21 protein-coding genes are annotated in these 24,036 nt (G+C 64.4%); 14 read left to right on the forward strand and 7 right to left on the reverse strand.

What is annotated here, in order from left to right; all coding sequences use genetic code 11:
* Positions 1 to 3 precede the first annotated feature (3 nt).
* From UB31_RS10825 to UB31_RS10890, 14 genes are read left to right on the forward strand one after another with little or no spacing between them, the layout of a single operon-like run.
* Positions 4 to 837 carry a phosphoenolpyruvate hydrolase family protein gene (locus tag UB31_RS10825; protein WP_045010849.1) on the forward strand — a complete coding sequence of 278 codons (834 nt, stop codon included), beginning with the start codon at positions 4 to 6 and terminating at the stop codon, positions 835 to 837.
* Positions 838 to 864: 27 nt separating this feature from the next.
* A complete protein-coding gene (locus tag UB31_RS10830; RefSeq protein WP_045010850.1) occupies positions 865 to 3,771 on the forward strand; it encodes a flotillin family protein in 2,907 nt (968 codons plus the stop codon).
* Positions 3,772 to 3,779: 8 nt separating this feature from the next.
* Positions 3,780 to 4,217: an SRPBCC family protein gene (locus UB31_RS10835; protein ID WP_045001005.1), complete on the forward strand. Its 438-nt coding sequence runs from the start codon at positions 3,780 to 3,782 to the stop codon at positions 4,215 to 4,217.
* A gap of 5 nt (positions 4,218 to 4,222) precedes the next feature.
* Positions 4,223 to 4,666, forward strand: a complete 444-nt coding sequence (locus tag UB31_RS10840; protein WP_045001215.1) for an SRPBCC family protein — start codon at positions 4,223 to 4,225, stop codon at positions 4,664 to 4,666.
* On the forward strand, positions 4,667 to 5,485 hold the full coding sequence (locus UB31_RS10845; RefSeq protein ID WP_045010851.1) for an FAD binding domain-containing protein: 819 nt from the start codon (positions 4,667 to 4,669) through the stop codon (positions 5,483 to 5,485).
* Between the two features lie 6 nt (positions 5,486 to 5,491).
* The gene (locus UB31_RS10850; protein WP_045001009.1) at positions 5,492 to 5,968 is read left to right on the forward strand and encodes a (2Fe-2S)-binding protein; all 477 of its coding nucleotides are present in this window, start codon (positions 5,492 to 5,494) and stop codon (positions 5,966 to 5,968) included.
* A gap of 11 nt (positions 5,969 to 5,979) precedes the next feature.
* Entirely contained in the window at positions 5,980 to 7,560 is a 1,581-nt protein-coding gene (locus UB31_RS10855) for a xanthine dehydrogenase family protein molybdopterin-binding subunit (protein ID WP_045010852.1), read from the forward strand.
* The gene (locus UB31_RS10860; protein ID WP_045001013.1) at positions 7,561 to 8,583 is read left to right on the forward strand and encodes a xanthine dehydrogenase family protein molybdopterin-binding subunit; all 1,023 of its coding nucleotides are present in this window, start codon (positions 7,561 to 7,563) and stop codon (positions 8,581 to 8,583) included.
* An 11-nt stretch (positions 8,584 to 8,594) separates the two neighbouring features.
* A complete protein-coding gene (locus UB31_RS10865) occupies positions 8,595 to 9,476 on the forward strand; it encodes an AAA family ATPase (protein ID WP_045001015.1) in 882 nt (293 codons plus the stop codon).
* Positions 9,473 to 10,594 (forward strand): vWA domain-containing protein, encoded by a 1,122-nt coding sequence (locus tag UB31_RS10870; RefSeq protein ID WP_045010853.1) that lies wholly within the window; start codon positions 9,473 to 9,475, stop codon positions 10,592 to 10,594. The genes UB31_RS10865 and UB31_RS10870 overlap by 4 nt, the downstream gene beginning before the upstream one ends.
* Positions 10,591 to 11,475: an amidohydrolase family protein gene (locus UB31_RS10875; protein WP_045010854.1), complete on the forward strand. Its 885-nt coding sequence runs from the start codon at positions 10,591 to 10,593 to the stop codon at positions 11,473 to 11,475. The genes UB31_RS10870 and UB31_RS10875 overlap by 4 nt, the downstream gene beginning before the upstream one ends.
* A gap of 31 nt (positions 11,476 to 11,506) precedes the next feature.
* Positions 11,507 to 12,355 carry an N-acyl homoserine lactonase family protein gene (locus UB31_RS10880; protein WP_045010855.1) on the forward strand — a complete coding sequence of 283 codons (849 nt, stop codon included), beginning with the start codon at positions 11,507 to 11,509 and terminating at the stop codon, positions 12,353 to 12,355.
* Positions 12,356 to 12,376: 21 nt separating this feature from the next.
* The gene (locus UB31_RS10885; protein ID WP_045010856.1) at positions 12,377 to 13,954 is read left to right on the forward strand and encodes an isochorismatase family protein; all 1,578 of its coding nucleotides are present in this window, start codon (positions 12,377 to 12,379) and stop codon (positions 13,952 to 13,954) included.
* Positions 13,955 to 13,957: 3 nt separating this feature from the next.
* Positions 13,958 to 14,584, forward strand: a complete 627-nt coding sequence (locus UB31_RS10890; RefSeq protein WP_045010857.1) for an FMN-dependent NADH-azoreductase — start codon at positions 13,958 to 13,960, stop codon at positions 14,582 to 14,584.
* 56 nt (positions 14,585 to 14,640) lie between these two features.
* On the opposite strand, the gene UB31_RS10895 is transcribed toward UB31_RS10890, so the two are convergent.
* The 7 genes from UB31_RS10895 to UB31_RS10925 all read right to left on the reverse strand — a co-directional run bounded on the left by UB31_RS10895 (position 14,641) and on the right by UB31_RS10925 (position 24,034).
* A complete protein-coding gene (locus tag UB31_RS10895) occupies positions 14,641 to 15,360 on the reverse strand; it encodes an SDR family oxidoreductase (protein WP_045010858.1) in 720 nt (239 codons plus the stop codon).
* A 68-nt stretch (positions 15,361 to 15,428) separates the two neighbouring features.
* Positions 15,429 to 18,947 carry an indolepyruvate ferredoxin oxidoreductase family protein gene (locus tag UB31_RS10900; RefSeq protein ID WP_050044756.1) on the reverse strand — a complete coding sequence of 1,173 codons (3,519 nt, stop codon included), beginning with the start codon at positions 18,945 to 18,947 and terminating at the stop codon, positions 15,429 to 15,431.
* A gap of 9 nt (positions 18,948 to 18,956) precedes the next feature.
* Positions 18,957 to 19,781: an alpha/beta fold hydrolase gene (locus tag UB31_RS10905; RefSeq protein WP_050044757.1), complete on the reverse strand. Its 825-nt coding sequence runs from the start codon at positions 19,779 to 19,781 to the stop codon at positions 18,957 to 18,959.
* Entirely contained in the window at positions 19,771 to 21,192 is a 1,422-nt protein-coding gene (locus UB31_RS10910) for an amidase (RefSeq protein ID WP_050044758.1), read from the reverse strand. Before UB31_RS10910 ends, UB31_RS10905 begins: the two co-directional genes overlap by 11 nt.
* 26 nt (positions 21,193 to 21,218) lie before the next feature.
* Positions 21,219 to 21,569, reverse strand: a complete 351-nt coding sequence (locus tag UB31_RS10915) for a cupin domain-containing protein (protein ID WP_045010859.1) — start codon at positions 21,567 to 21,569, stop codon at positions 21,219 to 21,221.
* A 1-nt stretch (position 21,570) separates the two neighbouring features.
* On the reverse strand, positions 21,571 to 23,169 hold the full coding sequence (locus UB31_RS10920) for a phytoene desaturase family protein (RefSeq protein WP_082078480.1): 1,599 nt from the start codon (positions 23,167 to 23,169) through the stop codon (positions 21,571 to 21,573).
* 121 nt (positions 23,170 to 23,290) lie between these two features.
* On the reverse strand, positions 23,291 to 24,034 hold the full coding sequence (locus UB31_RS10925) for an ABC transporter ATP-binding protein (RefSeq protein ID WP_045010861.1): 744 nt from the start codon (positions 24,032 to 24,034) through the stop codon (positions 23,291 to 23,293).
* Positions 24,035 to 24,036 lie beyond the last annotated feature (2 nt).

Here is a 24,036-nt window from a genome sequence, read left to right on the forward strand (position 1 = left end):
CCGATGGTCCGGTTTGAGCGTGCAACACTTTTGAGGCGGTTCCGCGAGATGGCGAAGCGCGGCGAGCCCATCGTCGGCGGCGGCGCCGGCACAGGCCTATCTGCCAAATGCGAGGAAGCCGGCGGCGTCGATCTCATCGTGATCTACAATTCCGGCCGCTACCGCATGGCAGGCCGCGGTTCGCTCGCGGGGCTCATGCCCTATGGCGACGCCAACGCCATCGTGCTCGAAATGGCCAGCGAGGTCCTGCCCGTCGTCCACCAGACGCCGGTGCTCGCCGGCGTCAACGGCACCGACCCATTCCGGGACATGGACGTGTTCCTCGACCAGCTCAAAGCGCTCGGTTTTGCCGGCGTCCAGAACTTTCCGACTGTCGGCCTGATCGACGGCGTCTTCCGCGCCAATCTCGAAGAGACCGGCATGTCCTATGCCCTGGAGATCGACATGATCGCGAAAGCACGCGAGAAGGATCTCCTGACGACGCCCTACGTCTTCAGCGAAAAGGAAGCCGCCGCGATGGCGATAGCGGGGGCCGACATCATCGTCTGCCATCTCGGGCTTACCACCGGCGGCACGATCGGCGCCCAGACAGCGCCCAAGCTGAAGGACTGCCCGGCACGCATCGACACCTGGGCCTCCGCTGCGCTCAGCGTCAATCCGGACATCCTCGTGCTCGCCCATGGCGGTCCGATCGCGGATCCCGCAGATGCCGATTTCATCATGAAGAACACCCGTCACTGCCACGGCTTCTATGGCGCCTCCTCGATGGAGCGGCTGCCGGTGGAGCGGGCCTTGACGGACCAAGTCCGCAAATTCAAGGCGATCGGCGCGCGATAATCGCCGGAACGATTGAGGGAGGAAAGTATGTCAGGGATCCTGGTCGGCGAGTTAATCCTCTGGCTGATCGTCGCGATCATCGTGATCGTGGTTGGCGTCTACATCGTCAACTGGCTCTACCACCGCTCCTCCAAGGAGGTGTCGTTCGTCCGAACCGGTTTTCTCGGCGAGCGCGTGGTGATCAACGGCGGGGCCTTCGTGCTGCCGTTCATTCACGACTACACGCCGGTCAACATGAACGTGCTGCCGATGGGCATCGTGCGTTCCAAACAGGATGCGGTCATCACCCGCGACCGCATGCGTGTCGATATCGAGGCCGACTTCTATGTCCGCGTCCAGGCGACCCGCGAAGCGGTGTCGATTGCGGCTGCGACGCTCGGCCGCCGCACCATGGAGCCGGAGCAGCTCCACGCGCTGCTGGCCGGCAAGTTTATTTCTGCGATCCGCTCCGTCGCTTCCGAAATGACCCTCGAGGAGATGCACGAACGGCGCGGCGACTATGTCGTGCGCGTCAAGACCAATGCGGCCGAAGCTCTCGCGCAGAACGGCCTTGAGCTCGAATCCGTCGCCATCACGGATCTCGACCAGACCGACCTCGAATTCTTCAACCCCTCGAACCGCTTTGACGCCGAAGGCTTGACCAAGCTGATGGAGGACATCGAGGCCAAGCGTAAGCTGCGCAACGACATCGAGCAGGACTCGATGATCAGGATCCGCACCCGCAATCTCGAGGCCGAGCGGCAGGCCCTCGACATCGAGCGCGAGAGCGAGACCGCGAGATTGGAGCAGGAACGCGACATCGAGATGCGCCGTGCGCTCCAGCGCACCGAAGTCGCCCGCGAACGCGCGCTGCGCGAGACGGAGGCCGAGCAGGCGCAGATTTCCGCGCGCGAGGCGATCGAGCGGTCGCGAATCGCCAATGAACAGGCCATTGCGGAGGCACGCATCGCTTCCGAGCGAGAGACCCGCCAGAGGGAGATCGAGCGTACCCGCACCATCGAAGAGAAGGAGCTGCTGGCGCGCGAGGAGGTCGAGAAGACGCGGATCGCCAATCAACGCTCGATCGACACGACGCGGATTGCCTCTGAACGCGAGGTGCGCCAGCTTGAGATCGAGCGGATGCGGACCGTCGAGGAAGCCGAGATCGCCGCCCGCGAGGCGGTCGAAAAGGCCCGGATCCAGCAGGACCGCGTCGTCACCGACGCCCGCATCGCCAACGAAGAGGAAACGCGCCGCCGTGAGATCGAGCGCACCCGCGCAGTCGACGAGGCCGAGATCGCTGCCCGCGAAGCCACCGAGAAGGCCCGCATTGCCCAGACGTTGATCGTCAACGTCGAGCGCATCTCGTCGGACGAGCGCACCCGCGCGCTGGAAATCCAGCAGGTCCGCACCATCCAGGAGGCGGAGATCGAGGCGCAGCGCGCGGTCGAAGCCGCCCGCATCGCCCGCGAACGGACACTCGCGGCCGATCGAATCGCCGCCGAGCAGAACACGCGGCAGCTTGAGATCGAGCGTAACCAGATGCTCGAGGTTGCCGGCATCGCTGCGCGCGAGACCACCGAAGCCTCGCGCATCGCCCAGGAAGAGCGCGTGCGTTCGCTGGAGATCGCCCGCAACCGGGCCGTCGAGGAGGCCGACATCGCCTCCCGCGAGGCGATCGAGGCGGCCCGCATCGCCCAGGAAAAGGCGGTCGCAGCCGAGCGCATCCAGGCCGAGCGCGACACGCGCTCGCTCGAAATCGAGCGCACCGGTGCGCTGGAGGCTGCCGAGTTGAAGCGGCGCGACGCCATCGAGCGCCAACGCATCGGTGTCGATCTCGCGCTCGAAGCCGAACGGATCAACTCGTCCAAGAAACGCGAAGTCCTCAATATCGAGCAGAAGAAGGCCATCGAGATCGCCGACGAGGATCGCGTCATTGCTCTTTCCGCTAAGAAATCCGAGCGGATCGACGCTGACCGCCAAGTGCGGCAGGCCGAAATCGTCGCCCGCAGGGAGGTCGAGACCACGGATGTTTCGCGCGAGCAAGCCCTCGAAGCTGCTCGGCTGGAACGCCGGCGCGCGATCGAGCAGCTCGAAGTGGCCCGCGTCCAGTCGCTCCAGGAAGCCGAGATCGCCTCCCGCGAGGAAGTCGAGCGCGCGCGCATCGCCTCCGACCGCGGCCTCGACGAGGCCCGCATCGGCCGCGAACGCGAACTGCGCAAGCTCGAAATCAATCGCGAGAAGGACGTTGAAACAGTCTTGATGGAGAAGGCGATCGCCATCCATCAGAAGTCGCTGGAAGAGTCAGCCGCCAAGGCGATGGCGGAGGAAGCGCGGATGCGGGCTACTGAGGCGACCGAACGTGTCATCACTGCACGTGAGAGCGAGATTGCAAAGCGCCGCAAGACAGTCGAGGTAATGATCGCCGAAAAGCAGGCTGAGGAGACGCGTATCGCTGCTGAGGCCGAGCGTGTGCGCGCGGCCGTCGAGGCTGAGGCCCAGCGGATGCTCAACGAAGCCGAAAACGTGCTCACGGACCAGGCGCGCTACTCGCTGTTCCGCCGAAAGCTGCTCGACAAGATCGAAGGCATCGTGCGCGAGAGCGTCAAGCCGATGGAGAAGATCGAGGGCATTCGCATCCTCCAGGTCGACGGCCTGAACGGCAATGGTCACGGCGGCAATGGCGGTCGCAGCGCCACCGACGAGGTGATCGATTCCGCGCTGCGCTATCGCGTGCAGGCGCCGCTGATCGATTCGCTGCTGGCGGATATCGGCGTCGAGGGAGGCAGCCTCGCCAAGATGCCCGGCCTGATCCGCGAGGCCCGCGACATGCAGGGTATCAAGGATTCCGCGCGCAAGGGCGGCGGTGGCGGCGACAAGCCGGCCGCTTCGCTGGCGCCATCAGGGGAAGGCGGCGAACCGCCGGCCGAGCGCGGTCCGCGGAAGAAGAGCTGAGGTCAATCATGCCCCGCGTCTACGTCTCCACCGTCGTCAATGCGCGCAACGACCGCGTCTGGGCCCGCGTGCGCGACTTCAACGGCCTACCGAACTGGCATCCCGCGATCGCGGAAAGCCGCATCGAGGGCGGCGAGCCTTCAGACAAGATCGGTTGTGTGCGAGATTTTCGCCTGCGCAACGGCGACCGCATCCGCGAGAAGCTGCTCGGCCTGTCGGACTACGACATGTTCTGCACCTACTCGATCCTCGAATCTCCAATGGGCGTCGAAAACTATGTCGCGACGCTGCGCCTGACGCCCGTCACCGACGGCGACCAGACCTTTATGGAATGGACCGCCGAGTTCGACTGCACGCCGGAGCGAGAGACCGAGCTCGTCGGCAACATCGGCGGCGGCGTATTCCAGGGCGGCTTCGATGCCCTCAAGCGCGTGTTCGGAGGGTGATGGCGGTGCCGCATATCGTCAAAAGCACGATCCTGGACGCGCCGACCGATGCGGCGTGGTCGGTGCTCCGCGATTTCAACGGGCACGACCGCTGGCATCCGGCGGTCGCGACGTCCTCGATCGAGCGTGCGCACGCCTCGGACAAGATCGGCTGCGTCAGGCGGTTCAAGCTCAAGGACGGCGCGGAACTGCGCGAGCAATTGCTGGCGCTGTCCGATCTCGAACAGAGCTTCAGCTATTGCCTGCTCGATACCCCGATCCCGATGTTCAACTACGTCGCCCATGTCCGCCTGCTGCCGGTCACCGACGGCGACCGCACGTTCTGGCACTGGGAATCTCGTTTCACGACTAAACCGGAAGACCGCGACCGCATCACCCACATGGTCGCCGAAGACATTTATCAGGCCGGGTTTGAGGCAATCCGCCGCCATCTGAAGGAGGCCGCATAGATGGGCGTGACAGTGAAGACTTTCACCAGCGCCAGTGAGGCGGCCGGGGCACTCTCCACCGACCGTAGCGCGCGCTATCTCTGCGGCGGCACGCTGGTGATGCGGGCGCTGAATGAAGGCGACGTCTCGATCTCGACCGTCGTCCGCGCGCAGGATCAGGCACTGACCCGGATCGATGCCTCAGGCCCGCGCATCACGCTGGGCGCCGGCGTCACCTTCGCGCGCGTCCTCGCCGAGCGCGATCTCGCCTTCCTGCATGCCCCGGCGCGCTCGATCGGCGGCCCCGCCGTACGCAATATGGGGACAGTCGGCGGCAATCTCTTTGCGCCGACCCCGTACGGCGACTTTACCGTCGCGCTGCTGGCGCTGGATGCTACCGTGGCCGTGCAGGGTGGCTTTGGCTCCCGGGATATCCCGATTGAAGAATTCCTGCAGGCGCGCGACCGGCAGGCCGGGACGCTGGTGCTGTCGGTGTCCTGCACCCGACCCGCCAGCACCGAGGCGTTCCGCTATCGCAAGATCGCCCGCATTAAGCCCAAGGGCGGCTCGGTCATCACGCTGGCCGCGCATCTGCCGATCAGCGGCGGCCGGATCGCGGGCGCCCGGATCGCGCTGGGCTCGATGGCACCGACGCAGATCCGGGCCCGCGCCGCCGAACGTGCACTGGAGGGCCGCTCGCTGGATGCCGCAACCATCGCTGCCGCTGCATCCGCCGCGACTGAAGGAACATCGCCATCCGACAATGCGCTCGGCAGCGCCTGGTATCGCCGTGAGATCGTCGGCGTCCACCTGCGTCGCCTGCTGTCGGGACAGGAATAGAGCCCCATGTCCAAGATACCTCTGCAATTCCGGCACAATGGCCGCGACGTCGCCATCTTCGTCGACGGCGGCACCAATCTCCTGGTCGCGCTGCGCGAGCTGATCGGCGACATGACGCCCAAATTCGGCTGTGGCCAGGGTGGTTGCGGCACCTGCAGCGTGCTGATCGACGGTGAGCTTCATCTCTCGTGTTTGACACTGGCGGAAACGGTGGGAGGTCGCTCGGTCGAGACACTCGACGGCATGAAGCAGGGTCCGAACCTGCATCCGCTGCAGCGCGCCTTCGCCGACCATTTTGCCGCTCAGTGCGGCTATTGCACGCCGGGCATGCTGATGGCCGCAAAGGCTCTGCTCGACCGCAACCCCTCGCCCAACCGCGACGAGGTCATTGAAGCGATTTCCGGCAATATCTGCCGTTGCACCGGCTACGAACCGATCATCAACGCCATTCTGGCCGTCGCCGGCGGCCGGGCCAGCGCCTGAAGGACGTCACCATGCTGGAACTGCGCAAGGACATCTTCGCCGACGAGCGCGACGATAATTTAAAGGAAATCGGCAAGGGCACCCAGCGTCAGGACATGCTCGGGCATGTCACGGGCACGTCGAGCTATTTCAACGACCACAAGCTGCAGGGCATGCTGCATCTGAAGGTCGTCCGCTCGACGCAAGCGCATGCCAGGATTCGCCGCATCGACATCACCGAAGCCGAACGCTCGGCCGGGGTGCGCCGGATCATTCGCGGCACCGACGTGCCGGTCAATCTCAACACGCTTCTCAGCCTGATCAATTTCGGCAAGGACGACGAGCCGTCGCTGGCAGTCGACAAGGTCCGCTACAAGGGCGAGCCGATCGTCGCCATCGTCGCCGACAGCGAGCGCGAGGCGTTCGAGGCGATCGCAAAGGTCAAGGTCGACTATGAACCGCTGCCGGCGGTGTTCGACGTCGAGGAAGCGCTCAAGCCCGGCGCGCCCGTCGTCAACGAGACCTATCCGAAGAACACTTTTACCTATCACGAGGTCTACGATCACCAGAAGCTGCGCTTTGGCGATGCCGACGCTGCCCTCGCAACCGCCGATCACGTGCTGGAGCAGCGCTACCAGATGTCGCCGATCGAGCACGCGCCGACCGAGACCAACGGCGCGATCGCGGCGCCCGACACCAACGGCCGCTACGTCGTCTACACCTCGACGCAGGCGCTGTTCTTCTCGGTCGACACCTGCGCAAAGATCCTGGACGTGCCCTCCAACACCTTCCACTTCATCGGCGGCACCGTCGGCGGCGGTTTTGGCGGCAAGGTCGATACGCTGACCGAGCCCCTCGCAATTCTCGGCGCGATGCTGACCGGGCGACCCGTACGCTACGTATTCGGGCGCGAGGAGGAGATGCAATACGGGCCGCCACGCGGCGCCGAACGCATCTACATCAAGGACGGCGTGATGCGCGACGGCCGCGTCGTCGCGCGAAAGATCCGATGCTATTTCGACAGCGGCGCCTATACGCGCCTGTCCAGCTACGCCGCCGTGAAATGCGCCGCGCATCTGCCTGGCCCCTACACTATCCCGAACGTCTATGGCGACGTCTATTGCGTCTTCACCAACCGGACACCAGCCACCGCCATGCGCGGCTTTGGCGTCACCGCGATGGACTTTGCGATCGAATGCCAGATGGACAAGCTGGCGCACCTCGTCAACATGGATCCAATGGAATTCCGGATTCTGAACGCCTATCGCGACGGCGACATGAAGGCGCACCGGCGCGAGGCCAAGAACACCGCCCTGATCGAATGCGTGCAGGTCGCGGCCGAAAAAGCAAAGTGGCCGATCCGCGAGGAATTCAAGCGGGCCTCCTCGCGCAAGGACGGCGGCGGCAGCCGCGCCGTGATCCCGCCGACACCGGCGGATTCGCGCAGCCGGCCCATGGCTCCAGTGCAGCAGCGCACCAGCTATGACCGGCTCCCGCCCACCGTCACCCGCGAACCGCCGCGCGAGCCGCCACCGCCTGCTCCGCCGCCGCCGGCCGCGCCCTCGCATGGCGCAACCCGTTTCTCCTCCGTCTTCGGCACCAGGAGGCGCTAGATGACCCGGCATCGCGGACGCGGCATCGCGTCGATCAACTATCCCATCGGCATGAATCTCGGCGGAGACCCCAGCCAGGCACTGGTGCATTCCAACCCGAGCGGCAAGTTCACGGTGGCGCTGTCGTCCATCGATCTCGGCCAGGGCATGAAGTCGGTGACGCGGCAGATCTGCGCCGAGACATTGGGCGTGCCGGTCGAGGACGTCTACGTCGACACGGCCGATTCCGACACCGGCCCGCATTGCATGGGCTCGTTCGCCTCGCGCGGCACCCACCGCGTCGGCAATGCCGTGATGGCGGCGGCCCGGGAGGCACGCGGCGTGATGATGGAGGCTGCTGCCGAGGAGCTGGAGGTCAACGCCGCCGATCTGGAAACCGACGGGCGCGGCAATATCCACGTCAAGGGCGCGCCGCACCGCTCGATCTCGACCAAGGACGTCGCGATCGCCGCACAGTTCAAGCAGGGCAAGACGATCTCCGGCCGCGGCATCTTCCTGGTGCCGCTCTCCGCCGTCGATCCTGAAACCGGCGAGATGTCGCCCGCAACCTGCTACGCCCACGCCTGCCTCGTCGCCGAGGTCGATGTCGATGACGAGACCGGCGAGGTCGCGATGGTGCGGATGGATTCCGCGTATGAACTCGGCCGCGCGCTCAATCCGCGCCTCGTCGAGCAGCAACTCGTCGGCGGCGCCTGGATGGGCGTCAGCCACGCACTCTACGAGACGACCGAGCCTCACTATCCCGAGACCGTGCACGGCCCGCGCGACTTCGTCGAATATCTGATGCCCGGCCCCGGTGACATCTGCCCGCATGATATTGCCGTGTTGGAGCGTCCTGCCCCCGACGGTCCTTTCGGCGCCAAAGGCCCCGGCGAGATGTGCGCCAACCCGGTACTGCCGGCCGTCGCCAATGCGATCTTCAACGCGGTCGGCGTACGCATCGACGATCTGCCGATTACGCCTGAAAAAGTGCTGCGCGCGATCAAGGCCCAGGGCGGCGCACGGCCGCAGGCGCGGCGCTAGAGGTTTCGTCCATGGCGGTCCGCAGTAACATCGTCGGTATCGACAGCCCGGAGGCGCTGGAGAAGGCGCTACGCGCGGCCTATTACCTCGCCGACGAGGGCCTTGCGACTGCCGCCTATCTCGGCCTCGCGCTCGGCAAGCCGTTGCTGCTGGAGGGCGCGCCGGGTGTCGGCAAGACGGAGGCCGCAAAAGCCATCGCCGCCGTGCTCGGCCGCCGCCTGATCCGCCTGCAATGCTACGAGGGTATCGACGCTTCTGCGGCGCTCTACGAATGGAACTATCCTCGTCAGATGCTCGCGATCCGCCAGGCCGGCGACGAAAGCATCGACATCTACGGCGAGACCTTTTTAATCGAGCGGCCGATGCTCGCCGCCCTCCGCGCCCCGGACTCGACCGTGCTCCTGATCGACGAAATCGACCGCGCCGACCAGGAATTCGAGGCCTTCCTGCTCGAATTCCTCTCCGACTTCCAGATCTCGATCCCCGAGCGGGGAACCGTACGCGCCGCCGAGCGCCCCGTCGTCGTACTCACTTCAAACCGCACGCGCGACTTGCACGAGGCCCTGCGCCGCCGCTGCGTCTATCACTGGATCGATTATCCCACGGAAGAGCGCGAGGCTCGGATCGTTATGCTGCGCGCCTCCAGCGTCGCCGAAGCCACCGCCCGCGCCGTCGTCGCCGCCGTCGGCAAGCTCCGGCGTGAACCGCTCAGCAAGGCGCCTGGCGTCGCCGAGGCTGTCGACTGGGCCGAGGCCGCAACGCTGCTGAATAAGGGCGGCGCGCGTTGGCCCGACGCTTTCAAGCGCTCGATTGGCTTGGCGCTGAAAGACGAGGAAGATTTACACTTCATCTCGCCCCGGCTCGACGCCCTGCTCGCGGAGGCGACCGCATGAGCGCCGACCTCCAACTGCCACCGGCCGCCCGCATCTTCGTCTCCTTCGTCGCATTGCTGCGCGCCAACAGCTTTGCCGTCGCTCCGGAGCAGACGACCTCATTCCTCACTGCGATCGAGCTGCTCGGCCCGCGTGACCTCCGGGATATCAGGCAGGCGGGGCTGGCCACCCTCGCCCCACCGCCTGAGCGCCGCGCGACCTTCGACCGACTGTTCGATCTTCATTTCCGCGGCAGCGAGGCCATCGAGCATGCCGACGACGGCGAAGGCGACGAGACCGTCCGGCTTCAGGAGGAAGGCCGCGGCGACGACGAGCCTTTGCTTTCCGACGAGGCGAATGAATCGGGGCTTACGGCGACCCGCACCGAGGCGTTGGTCGAGCGCCGCTTTGCGCAGCTCTCCACGACCGAAGCGCTCCGTCGGCTGGCGCGCGAGGCCCCGCGGCGCCTGCCGCGACGGCGCGGCCATCGCCGGATGCGCGCCCGCCGCGGTCCCTTCGCCGATTTCCGCCGCACCTTGCGCGACAGCGTCCGCAGCGACGGCGAGATTCTTCGCCTCGGTCACATGAAGCGGCGCCAGCGCCCGCGAAAATTCCTGCTGCTGATCGACGTCTCCGGCTCGATGAAGAGCCGCACCGACGAGAACATGAAGCTCGCACACGCGCTGGTGCAGGCCGCGCCCAATGTCGAGGTCTTCACCTTCGGTACGCGGCTGACCCGCGTCACCCGGGCGCTGCGGCTGAAGCGGCGCGAGCAGGCGCTTAATGCGGCTGCCCATCTCGTGAGCGATTGGGACGGCGGCACCCGCATCGGAGATGCGCTGCAGGCCTTCCTCGCGGTCCCCCGCTTCGGTGGTTATGCGCGCGGGGCGGTCGTGATCGTCGTCTCGGACGGGCTGGAGCGCGGTGAGCCCGACGCGCTGCGCGACGCGGTCGCTAAATTGTCGCGGCGCGCCTGGCGCGTGAGCTGGCTGACGCCGCTCGCGACGGGCCCGGGCTTTCGCCCTCAGACTGAAGCGCTCATCGCTATCGAGCGCTTCGTCGACGATCTCGTCGACGGCGGATCGAGCGCGTCGATCGTCGCGCATGTACTGGCACTGGGACGGAGGAGAGTTGCGTGACCGAGATTGTGGACGGGCATCATCATATCTGGCGGCAGGTCGACTTGCCCTGGCTGACCGGCCCGATGCAGCCACGCATCTTTGGGCCGTACGAACCGATCCGGCGCGACTATCCGATCCAGGAATATCTCGACGACCTCAAAGGCAGCGGCGTCACCCGCTCCGTCTATGTCCAGACCAACTGGGCCAACGACCGTTTTGAGGACGAAGCAGCTTGGGTGCAGCAGACCGCCGACGAACACGGCTGGCCGCACGCGATCGTCGGTTATGCCAATTTCGCCGTGGACGACGTACGCCCGCAACTCGACCGGCTGAAGCGCTATTCCCTGGTGCGCGGGGTACGAATGCAACTGCACTGGCACGAGAACCCGCTCTATCGCTTCGCGGCAACGCCCGATCTCTGCATCGATCCCATGGTCCGTCGCAACGTCGCCCGTCTCGCCGACTACGGCTGGAGCTTCGATCTCCAGGTCTTCACGCCACAGATGCCGGATGCAGCGCAGCTCGTCGAATCCTGCCCCAAGGTGACCTTCATCCTCCAGCATGCCGGCATGCTCGAGGATCCCCGGCCAGCGGGACGCGCGGCCTGGCGCGCCGGGATGGCCCGGCTCGCGGCCTGCCCGAACGTGGTCTCAAAGCTCTCGGGCCTCGGCACCTTCGTCCATCGCAACGATCCCGCGCATATCGCGGCAGTGGTTGCAGACACGGTTGCGATCTTCGGCGCCGAGCGCTGCTTGTTCGGCTCCAATTTCCCAATCGAGAAGTTGTGGACCAGCTATCGAGAGCTCGTCGACGCGTTTCACGCGGCGACAGCGACGCTGAGCGCGGCGCAACGAGATGCGATCTTCAAGGACACAGCAACGCGCGTCTACCGACTTTAACAGACAAGAAACAGAATAGGGAGGGAAGCGAATGGCGCTGGAGATCAAGATCCTGGACTACGGCGATATTGAGCTGGAATCGAGCTTTCTGGTCCTCGGCCGCGACTGCGGCCGCACCCGCCGCGTCCTCACGCTCGGCTTTTTGATCCTCGGCGGCAAATATCCGGTCGTCATCGACACCGGCTATCGCTCCAACCAGATCATGGAGACGCTGGGCATGCGCGGGTTGCAGTACCACGAACACATGATCGAAAACCAGCTGGCGCGCCACGGTGTGCGCATGGGCGACGTCCGCTTCGTCTGTCACACCCATCTGCACATCGACCACGCCGGCAAGGACGATCTATTCCCGATGAACACGACTGTCGTCGTCAACCGCAAGGAGCTCGAATATTCCGTCTCCGGCCTGATGCATCCGCAATATCCGGCGCCCGATATCAAGCATCTGATCGACCGGCTGCACACCAAGAGTGCACTGAGATTCCTCGATCTCGAAATCACAGGCCCGATCGAGCTGATGCCCGGCGTCTATTGCGATGCCGCCAATGCCCACACCGAGGGCTCGATGAATGTCATCGTCGAGACCGCGGACGGCATCGCCACCATCTGCGGCGACGTGATCTACGATTTCAACGACCAGATCGTCACGCCCTTCAACGAGATCCACGACTGGGAGCCGCGCACCACCGGCAACCACGGCACCTCCAAGCGCGCGGAGAAGGCTTCCATCAAGAAGCTGCTCAGCAATTCGCGTTATCTGCTGCCGGTGCACGACAGGCCGGCCAAAATCGAGGGCGGCATGGTCGTCGGACGCCTGCACGATCAGGTCCCCGGACCGATCGTGCAGTCTCTGCCCGAACGCAACTGGTTCCCGGCCTGACGTTTCCTCAAGGACCAACCGATGACGCATGTCACCTTGCGCTCCGAATTCGAGACCCTGATCGACCCCTATGCGCCGGTCGCGCAGGTCGGCACAGGTTTTGATTTCACGGAGGGACCGATCTGGCATCCGGTCGATCACTACCTGCTGTTCTCGGACATGCCGGGCGATGTGCGCCGGCGCTGGGACGCGAGGCGCGGCGTCGCCGAGGTCAAGCGCCCGTCGAACAAATGCAACGGCATGACCTACGACGCCGAGCTCAATCTGATCGTCTGCGAACATGCGACCTCGTCGCTGATCCGCGAGCGGCCCGACGGGCGACGCGAGGTGCTGGCCTCGCACTTCGCCGGACAGGAGCTCAACAGCCCGAACGACGTCTGCGTGCACTCGTCAGGTGCGATCTATTTCTCGGATCCCTGGTATGGCCGCATGCCCGTCTACGGCGACGAACGCCCGCGCCAGCTCGGCTTCCAGGGCGTCTACCGCGTCGTGCCCGGCAGCGAGCCGAAGCTCATGGTCGACCACAGCCTGTTCGAGCAGCCGAACGGGCTGTGCTTCTCGCCTGACGAAAAACTGCTCTATGTCAACGACACCGTGCAAGCGCTGATCCGCGTGTTCGACTTCAATGCCGACGGCTCGCTGTCGAACGCGCGCGTATTTGCAAGCGGCATCCGCTCCGAGCTCGAGCCGGGCGTACCGGACGGCATGAAGTGCGACCAGCATGGCAATGTCTGGGTCACCGCGCCTGGCGGAGTCTGGGTCTATTCCGCCCGCGCCGAGTTGCTCGGAAAAGTTCGCGTGCCTGAACTCGTCGCCAACCTCGCCTGGGGCGGGCCGGATTTCCGCACGCTGTACCTGACCTCGACGCATTCGGTCTACGCCATCCCGACCAGGGTCGGGCCACGCCATGAGCCCTATATGAGTGGCAGGCGCAGCGGCGGCGGCGCCACGAGCGCCGGCCCCGCGGCCGCAGCCCCCATCCTCGCCGACGGCGAGATGCGGCTCGATCCGAGCCGCTGCGCCATGATCATCCAGGATCTTCAGAACGATGTTATCATGGATGGCGGAGCGTTCGCCGAGTCAGGAGCGCCGGAGCACGCGAAGCAGCAGCATGTCGTCGAGAACGTCCGTCGCCTGGCGGAAGCTGCGCGTGCGCGCGGCGTGGCCATCATCCATGTCTGGTTCGTGGTCGAGCCCGGCGCGCCCGGCGTGACGCTGAATGCGCCGCTGTTCGAGGGTCTTGTCGACAGCAAGGCGATGGTGCGCGGCAGCTGGGGCGCGGCACCGGTTTCGGGCCTCGAGCCGCGGCCCGGCGATTTCGTCGTCGAGAAGATGCGGATGAGCGCCTGGGAAGGTACCCGGCTCGAGACGATTCTCAAGGCCACCGGGCGCAACATGATCATCAACACCGGCGCCTGGACAAACATGTCGGTCGAGCACACTGCGCGGACCGGCGCCGATAAGGGCTATTTCATGATCGTCCCTGAGGATTGCTGCTCGACCATGAATGTCGATTGGCACACGGCCTCGATCAATTTTGCCATGCAGAACGTCGCCGTCGTCACGCGGTCGGATACCGTCATCAAAGCGTTGGGATGAGCAGTGGCGAAGCTCCTGCATCTGTCTTGCTCGCCCCGCCCCGACTCCGAGTCAAGCGCCGGCGCGCGCGTCTTCCTTGACGGCTTTCGTCAGGCGCGACCGGATTGGGACATCGACGTTGTCGATCTCTGGCGCGAGCGCATGCCGGATTTCGCAGGTCCAATCGTCGAGGCCAAATATGCGCGGATGAAGGCGCAGGCTTTCAACGACGCGCAGCGCGACAGCTTCGCCGAGGCCGAACGGATGGCGTTGCGCTTCTCGCTGGCTGATCGCGTGCTGATCTCGACGCCGATGTGGAATTTCGGCATCCCCTACAAGCTGAAGCAATGGTTCGACATCGTCATCCAGCCCGGGCTGACGTTCCGCTTCGATCCGGTGCAGGGATATCTTCCGCTGCTGAAGAACCGCCCGACCGTCGTGATCCTCGCCTCCGGCAGCGACTTCACCACCGGCATGAACCGTGGCCGCATCGACATGGCAACGCCCTATTTGCGCGAGGCGCTCCGCTTCATCGGCGTCAGCGACGTGCGCTTCGTGCCGATCGGGCCGACCACCGGCCCGGTGGACACGATCCTTGCCGCACGCGAGACGGCGTATCGACGACTGGGGGAGATCGCCACACGGTTTTAATTGATTGAACCCGCGCCTTCGCCGACACGCCGCGCGCCGAATCCTCGAAGACCGCCTTATGCCGCGATAATGCCGCCGCCATCCACCACTACCGTCGAGCCTGTCGAGAACGGGGAGGATGCCAAGAACAACACTGCATTAGCAACATCGGAGGATTGTCCGATGCGCCGGAGCGGCAATCGTTCAGCGGCGCTGGTAAACATTCCCTCACGTTCGGTTTCTGCCATGCCGGCCCACAATGGAGTCGCGATCAATCCAGGCGAGACCACGTTCACTCTGATCGGAGCGAGTTCAAGAGCCAGGCCCCGCGCCAGCGCCTCGAGTGCGGCGTTGACGGCGCCTTGCAGGACGGTATTCGCCGAGGGACGAACACCGCGGAAGCCGGAGATCAGGCAAAGTGACCCGTGTTCCCGAAATTTAGCTGACCGGGCCACATGGTAGGCGCCCCAGAACTTGCTATCCATCGTGTCGCGCGCCTCCGATAGGCCCAGCTTCCGCACTGGACCGCTCGTTGTCTGCGCAGCGGATACGACGACGTGATCCCATGCCGCTTCGTCGGCGAAGAAGGATTCGACCGCCGGGTGATCGATTATATCGAGCTGCCGTCCTCTCGCGGTCAGCCGCGAGTCTGCAAGGGCCGAGTCGAGCTTGGCCCGCGAGCGAGAAGCGATGGTGACAGCGGCGCCGGCGTTGGTGGCGGCCATTGCCACAGCGAGGCCAATGCCGGAGCTACCTCCGATCACAAGAAACCGCGAATTCTTCAGATCACCATGCATGCCAGCATTCCTATTGCTATGATTTCGATCGTTGCACCCGTTGCCTGGTCGATGACGCGCCGTTACCTCTAGGCAGCGTTGGTCAGGCCATCGGACGAGCCCTTAATGAACTGCGCGCGCAACGTCTCGACGCTGGCCTCCGTTCGTTTCACCGATTCATCTTTCACGGGGCCGTAGCCTCGAATCTCGTCCGGATAAGAAGCCAGAGCCACGGCCGCTTCGAGGTTCGCGCCGTCGAGACGGTCCACGATTTCGTCTACCAAGGCGAAGTACCGATCGCGCAACACCCGCTCCACGCGGCGTTCGCGCATCCAGCCGAATGGATCCAGCACAGAGCCGCGCAGGATTCTTCCTCGCGCCAGCAAACGCAACATCGGCAACAGATACCTCGCCGAAAACGCCCTCTTGCGCGGCCGTCCGTTGGCCGGATCACGGCCAAAGAGGATCGGCGGGGCCAGGTGCAGCTTGAGCGCGCCGCCGTCGAACCGGCGCCGCACGCCGTCCCAGAATGATGAATCAGTCAGTAGCCGCGCGACTTCGTACTCGTCCTTGTAAGCCATCAGCCTGAAGGCGTTCCTGGCCACCGCCTCGGTTAGCCCGGTCGAGCCCGCGGCCACCTTGTCTTCCGCATTCCGCACGCGTTCGACCAGGCGCCGAAAACGTTCGGCATAAGCGGCGTCCTGGTAAGCTCGTAATGCGTCGACGCGTACGACGATGCGCTGCTGCAGCGTGTCGACCGGCTTGGGCGCCATTGTCGTCACCGGCTCGTCGGGAGCCAGCAGGCTCTCCGCCGCGTCGGGATCCGCGAAGTAAAATCTTCCAAGGCGGAAGGCCCGCAGCGTGCCGGCGACATCCGCGCCGTTCAACCGGATCGCCTGCTCCATCGCCTCCGGCGACAGCGGCAGCGCACCCATCTGCAACGCGTATCCCAGCATGATCATGTTGGCAGAGACGGGATCACCGAACGCGCGCCGGGCCAGTTCGTTCGCCGGTACCCGAGCCGGCTGCCGCCCGGCTCGCCGCTGGAGGCGACGGACGAGACGTTCGGCGTCGAGATCGATATTGCCGTTCTCATGGAACGTCTGCGTCGCCGTCACCTGATCGTCGACGAGGACCGCGGTCGAAGGTCCGACCGTCTTCAACGCTTCGAGTTGGGTAGCCGCGACGACGTCGGATGCGATCAGGAGGCCGGCATCCTCCAGCCCGAGGCGAAGCGGCGCCACGCTCTGCGGCGTGGGCAGAATCCGTAGATGGCTGTAGACCGCCCCGCCCTTCTGAGCGAGGCCGGTCATATCGTAGATGCCGACGCCCCGGCCCTCCAGATGCGCCGCCATGCCGACGATCGCGGAGGCCGTCACCACGCCAGTCCCGCCGATGCCGGCCAGCAGCATGCCGAATGCACCATCGCCGAGGTCGACAGCTTCCGGCCTCGGCAGACCTGCGACTATCGCGTCGAGATCGAGGGGCTCAGGCTTCGTGAGGCTGCCGCCTTCGATGGTCACGAACGACGGACAGAATCCTTCGATGCAGGACATGTCGCTGTTGCAGCTCGCCTGGTCGATGCGACGCTTGCGGCCGAATTCCGTTTCCAGCGGCTGTACCGACATGCAGTTCGAGGCCCGGGAGCAATCACCGCATCCCTCACAGACCGCAGGATTGATGACGACGCGCTTCGAAGCGGCGGGGACCGCGCCTCGCTTACGCCTCTTGCGCTTCTCGGTCGCGCAGATCTGCACATAGACGATCACGGTCGTTCCGGGAATTTCGCGCAGTTCGCGCTGCACGTTCTCCATGAGCGCGCGGTGAAGGACCGCAACCCCGGCCGGCATCGATCGCCCGGATCGCACTGCATCCGGGTCTTCGGCCACGACCACGACGCGCTTTACTCCCTCCAGGAGGACCTGTCGCACGATGGCTTCGACCGACAGACCGCTCTCGACGGCCTGACCGCCTGTCATCGCAACCACGTCGTTGACAAGTATCTTGAAGGTCGCGTTGGCGTTGGAAGCGGCTGCCGCGCGGATCGCCAGCGACCCTGAATGCGAGAACGTGCCGTCACCGAGATTCACGAATACGTGCTTCGTATCTGTGAAATGCGACAGCCCGATCCAGTTCACCCCTTCCGCCCCCATGTGGGTGCAAGGCAACGGATTGCGGTCCATGAACTGCACCAGGCCGTGGCAGCCGATCCCGGCGACGCCAAACGAACCGTCCGGCAACTTTGTCGACCGATTGTGCGGGCAGCCCGAACAGAAGACAGGACGGCGCGCAAGCGGCCCGACGTCGATCTGTTTAAATGAGGCAACGCGTCCGGAAAGCCTCTCGATCGCCGCGCGCAGCACAGCAGCTTCCACGAGATCGGCGCGAACGACGGCAAGGACACGACGGCCGATGGCCAACGCGACGGTGGCAGCATCCAATGGTTCGTCCGCCGGGAGCAGCGCCTCGCCATCCGGGGTCCGCTTCCCCGAAATATTCGGCCGCCGGGTCCAATGGTACATGAGCGCGGCCGCCTGGAGCTCCATGTGCGGGCGCTTCTCCTCTACAAAGAGAAGTTCCGCAGCGTCCCGCGCGAACGCATTCAAAGGCTCCGGATCAAGCGGATAGATCAGCCCCACTTTCAGAACCCCGATCCCCAGCCGTCGCGCGACGACGTCATCGATACCGGCAAGCCGCAGTCCATCGATGACGTCCTGAAACGCCTTGCCGGCCGTCACGATGCCCAGATAAGAAGGCCGCTCCGCTCCGAAAGCGACACGATCGATCCCGTTCCGTCGCGTGAACGTGTGCACGCGCGGGAGCTTGTTCCGGACCATCCTCTGGTCCTGCGCGGTCACCGCCAACATCTCCACACGAATGCTGACGTCGTTGCGGGCCACCGGCTTCTCTTCGAGAGCGGGCGCCAGTTCGTCGAGTGAAAACTCCACGGCCTGGGTGCAGTCGGCCGTCTCGTTGACGAGCTTCAGCCCTGCGAGAAGTCCGCATTCCCGCGACATCGCAAAGCCCGCAAGGCCGAACCTGAAGATGTCGTGCACATCTGACGGGTAGAGGATCGGAACTTCGTGAGCGGCAAGCGCGAGATCGCTCTGGTGCGCCAGAGACGACGACTTGCCGGCATGGTCGTCGCCGAACACCAGCAGTACGCCCCCGTTGGGGTGGGTACCCGACATATTGGCGTGCTTGATCGCATCACCGGATCGATCGACACCGGGGCCCTTGCCGTACCACATGCCGAACACGCCATCGACACGACGCCCGGGCACGAAGTCGAGCTGCTGGCTGCCCCACACGGCGGTCATCGCCAAATCTTCGTTCAGCCCCGGCTCGAAGACGATGTCGGCAGCCTTCAACCGGTCGGCGATCTTGAGGAGCTCGTTGTCGATGGTACCGAGTGGAGAGCCTCTATAGCCCGAGATGTAGCCCGCTGTGCGCAAGCCACGCCTGATGTCGAGCTCCCGTTGCAGAAGTGGCACCCTCGACAAGGCCTGCTTTCCGGTGATGAAGATCGTACCGCTCGCGAGGTCGAACTTGTCGGCGAGCGATACTTTGCGCAGGGCGTCGTAAATCTGCGATTCCGTGGCCGTCATTTCAACTCTCTATGTGATGATCGCCGCAGCGTCGCGTGCGAGATGCGCCACCGCTCGCTCGCGAAAGTTTTGGTCGGCAAGCGCAGAGGCGTGATTGACGCCTGGCACGGTCTGCCCGACTCCTCCGGGAAAAAGCGCCGCCACGGGATACGGGGCACCGGCCAATCTGTCCTGCTCGCCCACGATGACCAATGTGGGCGCAGTCACAGCCGACAGACGTCCAAGATCGAAAACGCCGGACTGCCCGCGCAAGCACGCGGCGAGAACTGTGAGGTCGTTGAACGGCCGTGATGCCGCATGCTGTCTGAAGCGAACCGCGTAGGACGGAAGCTCTCGTCGATCCCCCGACCAACTCTTCTGCTCGTCGAGAGCGTCGGCGAATTCCGGTGCGAGCCCGACGGTCGCGGCAATCCGGTCGCCCATGCCGCCCAGGACCAGGCTCGCAACGCGATCGCCAGACGCAAGCGTCACGGACATCGCGACGTGCGCTCCCATCGAATAGCCGATCAGGCTGAACCGACGATCTCCCCAGCAGTGGTCGCGCAACGCGGCAATGTCGCCGGCGAACGCCTCCAGCCGGTAGTCCGCGGGATCGCGTGATTTCACGCTCTGGCCGTGTCCTCGCAAATCAGGAGCGACCACATCGAATCCAGCGGCAACGAGGGCATCGAACCACCCGGTCTCGAGCCAATCATCGTTCGCGTCAGAAGCGAAGCCGTGCAGCAGGAGAACTGGCTCTCCTCGTCCTGCCCTCAGGAACGAGACATCGGCCGATCTGCCCGCGACCAGACAACCGACGTCCAGCACATGTCGCGTCGCTCGATCAACCGGCATGAACGAAAGCCCTTGATCGCGCCGGATGCCTGCGATCGTTGAGCGTCTCGATCATCGTTGCCACCGCGATGGCCACGCCATCCCGTCCGGGGGCGGCCCCGACCTGCAGCCCGATGGGGAGCGCGCCCATTTCGCCGTGCCAAGGCACCGAAATGGCGGGACCATGCGAAAGATTGAACAGCGGCGTGAACGGGCACCACTCAAGCCAGTCGACCGCTGCGGCCGACGGCGCGTCCGTGTGTGGCGGCAGGCACGGCGTGGTCGGCGTCAGCAAGACGTCGATGTCGCTGGTCAGCAGCGCGGCCGTCCGGCTCGCGATCTCCTCGCGACAACGTTGCAGTCTGAGCAATTCGGCCGCCGCCAGGCCCTGCACCGGTTCAATGAACTCAAGCAGAGCATCGTGGAGGCCGGCACGTTTCTCTGCGGGAACTTGCGATACCGCATGGCTGCAACCGAGACGATAAAGCGCGCCGACAATGTCTCTGGACTCCTCGATCGGAACTTCCACCGTCGTGATCGATGACACCTCGGCGATGACAGAAAGCGCATCCTCCCAGGCCGTTTTCACGACGGGATCGAGGTGGCCCGCCAGTCCAGCCGGCACCCCGATCTGGATCTTCGACGGCCGCTGTTGCTCTGACAGACGTTCGTTGAGCGAAGCCCGAGTGAGCGACGTCCAATCTGCGCCGGCCGCGCCGCTCATCACGGAGGCGGCGAGCGCGGCGTCTGCCACGCTCCGCGTGATCGGCCCTATATGCGGAAGCTGCCAGAACGCAGCTGGATAGGGATCCAATGGTATCGTGCCGAAAGTCGGCTTGTATCCGACCACGCCGCAGAACGCCGCGGGAATACGAACCGATCCCGCAGCGTCGGTGCCGATTCCCACGACGCCGAGCCCCAGGGCCGTCGCGGCCGCGGCACCGCCGCTGCTGCCGCCCGCGTGACGAGTTTGATCCAGCGGATTCAAGGTCACGCCGTTGAGCGGACTTTCGGTCAGCCCCTTCCAGGCAAATTCGGGCGTCGTGGTCTTGCCCATGAAGACGGCGCCACCAGCGCGGAGGCGCGCGATGGCAACGGCGTCCCTCGGCGCGGCCGCATTCGACGTCGTACGCGATCCCCTCCGCGTCGGCCAGCCGGCGACGTTGAGCGTATCCTTGATGGTGATCGGGATGCCATCCAGCGGACCGAGCGCCTCGCCTTTGCGATATCGCGCTTCCGACGCTCGCGCCATTTCCAAAGCGACGGAATCGTCGACCAAAACGAAGGCGTTCACGCCGGGATTCAAACGGCCAATCGCATCGAGCTGCGCCCGCACGACGTCCACCGGCGAAACGTCACCCCGCTTATAACGCTCGTGAAGCCGTAAAGCTTCTCCGTCAATCGACATAGACTTGATCCCATGCAGCGTCATCGCCGCATTCCCTGTGCTGCGAGCAGCTAGATTCTTCTTATTACGAAGGCTTTCCTCAGAGGCGAGGTCACTTCCCATGTTCCACAAAGTCCAGGCTCGCATACGAACGTGTCGCCTGGGCCGAACTCTTGGGGGGCGTCGCCATCCGGCGTGATCACGCAGGTCCCGTCCAGGATCTGGCAGAACTCCCAAACCTTGTAGTCCATTCGCCACTTGGCGGGGGTAGCCGACCAGAAACCCGAAGAAACCTGACCATCATCAGCAGTCACGATCCTCCACGCTCTTGTCGTCGGGTTGCCCGACAACAACTCGGCAAAGAACGGCGTGTTGATGGCGGGCTCGACCTGGCGGTCGCGGAATGCAACAAGACGATTCATCTCACCTCACACCGATCATAGCGTGGTTCGTCTCACTGCCTTGCCGCGCCAACTGGTCGCCCATGATGACCTTCGCTGCATTGTATCCGGGCAAGCCGGTGATGTTGCCGCCTGGATGCGAAGACGATCCGCACAGATAGAGACCGCCCAGGAAAGTCCGATAGTCCTCCGCACCGGCGAAAGGTCGGCCGGCTCCGACTTGCCCATTCCTGAATGCGCCGATCAGCAAATCCGCCTCGCGCATGTTGGGATGTCGAATGGCCGTTTCGTGAGGACTCTGAGCGAAACTATCGATCGTCGCCGAGCGCAGATTGGGAGCGTACTCGCACCAGAGGTCGAGCATGCGCTGAGCATGCTTCGGCTTCTCGTCGATCCAGTTCCGGGAGTTTCCTCGCAGCGCGTAAGGAGTCTTTTCCCACATGAACGCGGTGTGATAGCCGGCAGGCGCCTGAGACGGATCGATCGCAGTGGGCGTTCCGCCCCATAGCACCGGCGGTCCGATTGTCTTTTCGTCGTGACTGCGAACGAGTTCGAGGAAGGTGTCGATTTTATCGATGCCCATGATCACCATCAGCGACTTCTGGACTTCGGGATAGCGATCCGCAGCCTTGTAGATCGGCGCTTCGTTGAGATTGAGGTGGAGCGTAAACAGCGGCCCCAGCGTATTGTATTCGAAGCCCTCGGCTTTCCGTGCCCATCCCGCAGGTAGTTCCGACCGCTCCATCAGATCGAGAAAGGTGATGTGCGGATTGACACTCGACACGACGAACTGGCTTGCTTTCAGCACTTCGCCGTTCTGAAGCTCGACGCCGGTTGCGCGTCCTTCTGCGGAAAGGATGCGCCTGACCGGCGCGTTGGTGCGCACGGTTCCACCCGCAGCCTCGATCGAACTTACCAAGGCGCGCGCCAGCGACGCAGCGCCACCTCGACAAGTCTGGACCTGTGCCGATGACGCAAACAACGACGGCAGGTGGTGCCCGAAGCCCTTGGCACGCAGGTCAACCTCACGCATCCCGTTAATGAAAAGCAGCGCTCCCTTGATTGCCGGGTGATTGAATTCCTGCGAGACGAATTCGTACGGACTGAGCTCGCTGACTTGCAACAAAAGACGCCCATCTTCGGACTTCTGCAACCGATCGCGACGCACCGCCGCCGGTTCTGGCGGTGCCGCCGCCTCGGGACGAATGATATCGCGGGTAATCGGGATGAACCGATCGCGCCAGTAGCGCAGGCGGTCGGCATCGCCCCGATCGATCGCGGCAAACGATCGATAAGTCTGCTCGAAATCGTTCCACCACTGCAGCACATTCCCGTCCCGCTGTAGGACCGATACGTACAGATCGTTTTCGAGATACTCTACGCCGTAGCGCACAAGCTCGAGGTCGGAGAACCATGGCATGCTGGTAATGCCACGGTGAAAGTAGGAATGCAGGTTATGAAAGAAGCCGGGATGCTTTTCGTCTTCGACGGTCGACAGGCCGCCCCCCGCAACCGGACCGGCATCGAGCGAGATCACCTTGAGACCAGCCCTCGCCAGGTAGGCTTGCGTGATCAAGCCGTTGTGACCGGCCCCAATGATTATTCCATCGTACGTCGTCATAGCTCGACCCCATGCCGCACAGCCAAAAACGTTGGGCAAACAATAGAGGTCTGGGTTATGTAAATAAGTATCCCGCGATACCAGTCGTAGTTCATTGAACGCGGTCTGGGTGACTGCTCTCTCAATCGACGTAGACTTGATCTCGAGCGGCAGCGTAATCCCCCGCGCCTCCGAGATAAGCCTGACTCAGGCGTGGGTCCGCCGAAAGCTCGGCACTCGAGCCTTCGAGCACGATGCGGCCAACCTCGAGAACGTAGCCGCGGTCCGCCACCGAGAGCGCGAGGCGCGCGTTCTGTTCGACCAGGATGATTGTCAGCCCTTCGGACTTGAGTTGCCCGATGACGCGCAATATTTCCTGAACGATCAACGGGGCCAGACCGATCGACGGCTCGTCGAGCATCAGCAGGCGGGGCTCAGCCATCAAGGCCCTGCCGACCGCGAGCATTTGCTGCTCGCCTCCCGACAGCGTCGCGGCTTTCTGGCGACGGCGCTCGGCCAGGATCGGAAACAGCCCGTAAATCCTGTCCAGCGACTGCGCCGGCGCACCGGTCCGATAGCCGCCGAGCCGAAGATTGACCTCCACGGGGAGATTGCCGAAAAGCTCGCGCCGCTCCGGAACGAGGACCACACCGCGGGCAACCAGTTGCTCCGGACGAAGGCCGGCAAGGTCCACGCCGTCGAGCTTAACCGATCCCGCCCGCGGCGGGCAGAGGCCCATAATGCCGTTGAGAAGGGTCGACTTGCCGGCACCATTGGCGCCGAGGACCGTCACCAACTCACCGGGCTTCACGTCGAGATCGAGAGATTCGATCACGGTCGCTCGACCATATCCCACGTTCAATCCGCTGATGCGCAGGTCCGGCATGA

Origin of the sequence: Bradyrhizobium sp. LTSP849 (assembly GCF_000938255.1) — a bacterium.
Taxonomy (GTDB): Bacteria; Pseudomonadota; Alphaproteobacteria; order Rhizobiales; family Xanthobacteraceae; genus Bradyrhizobium.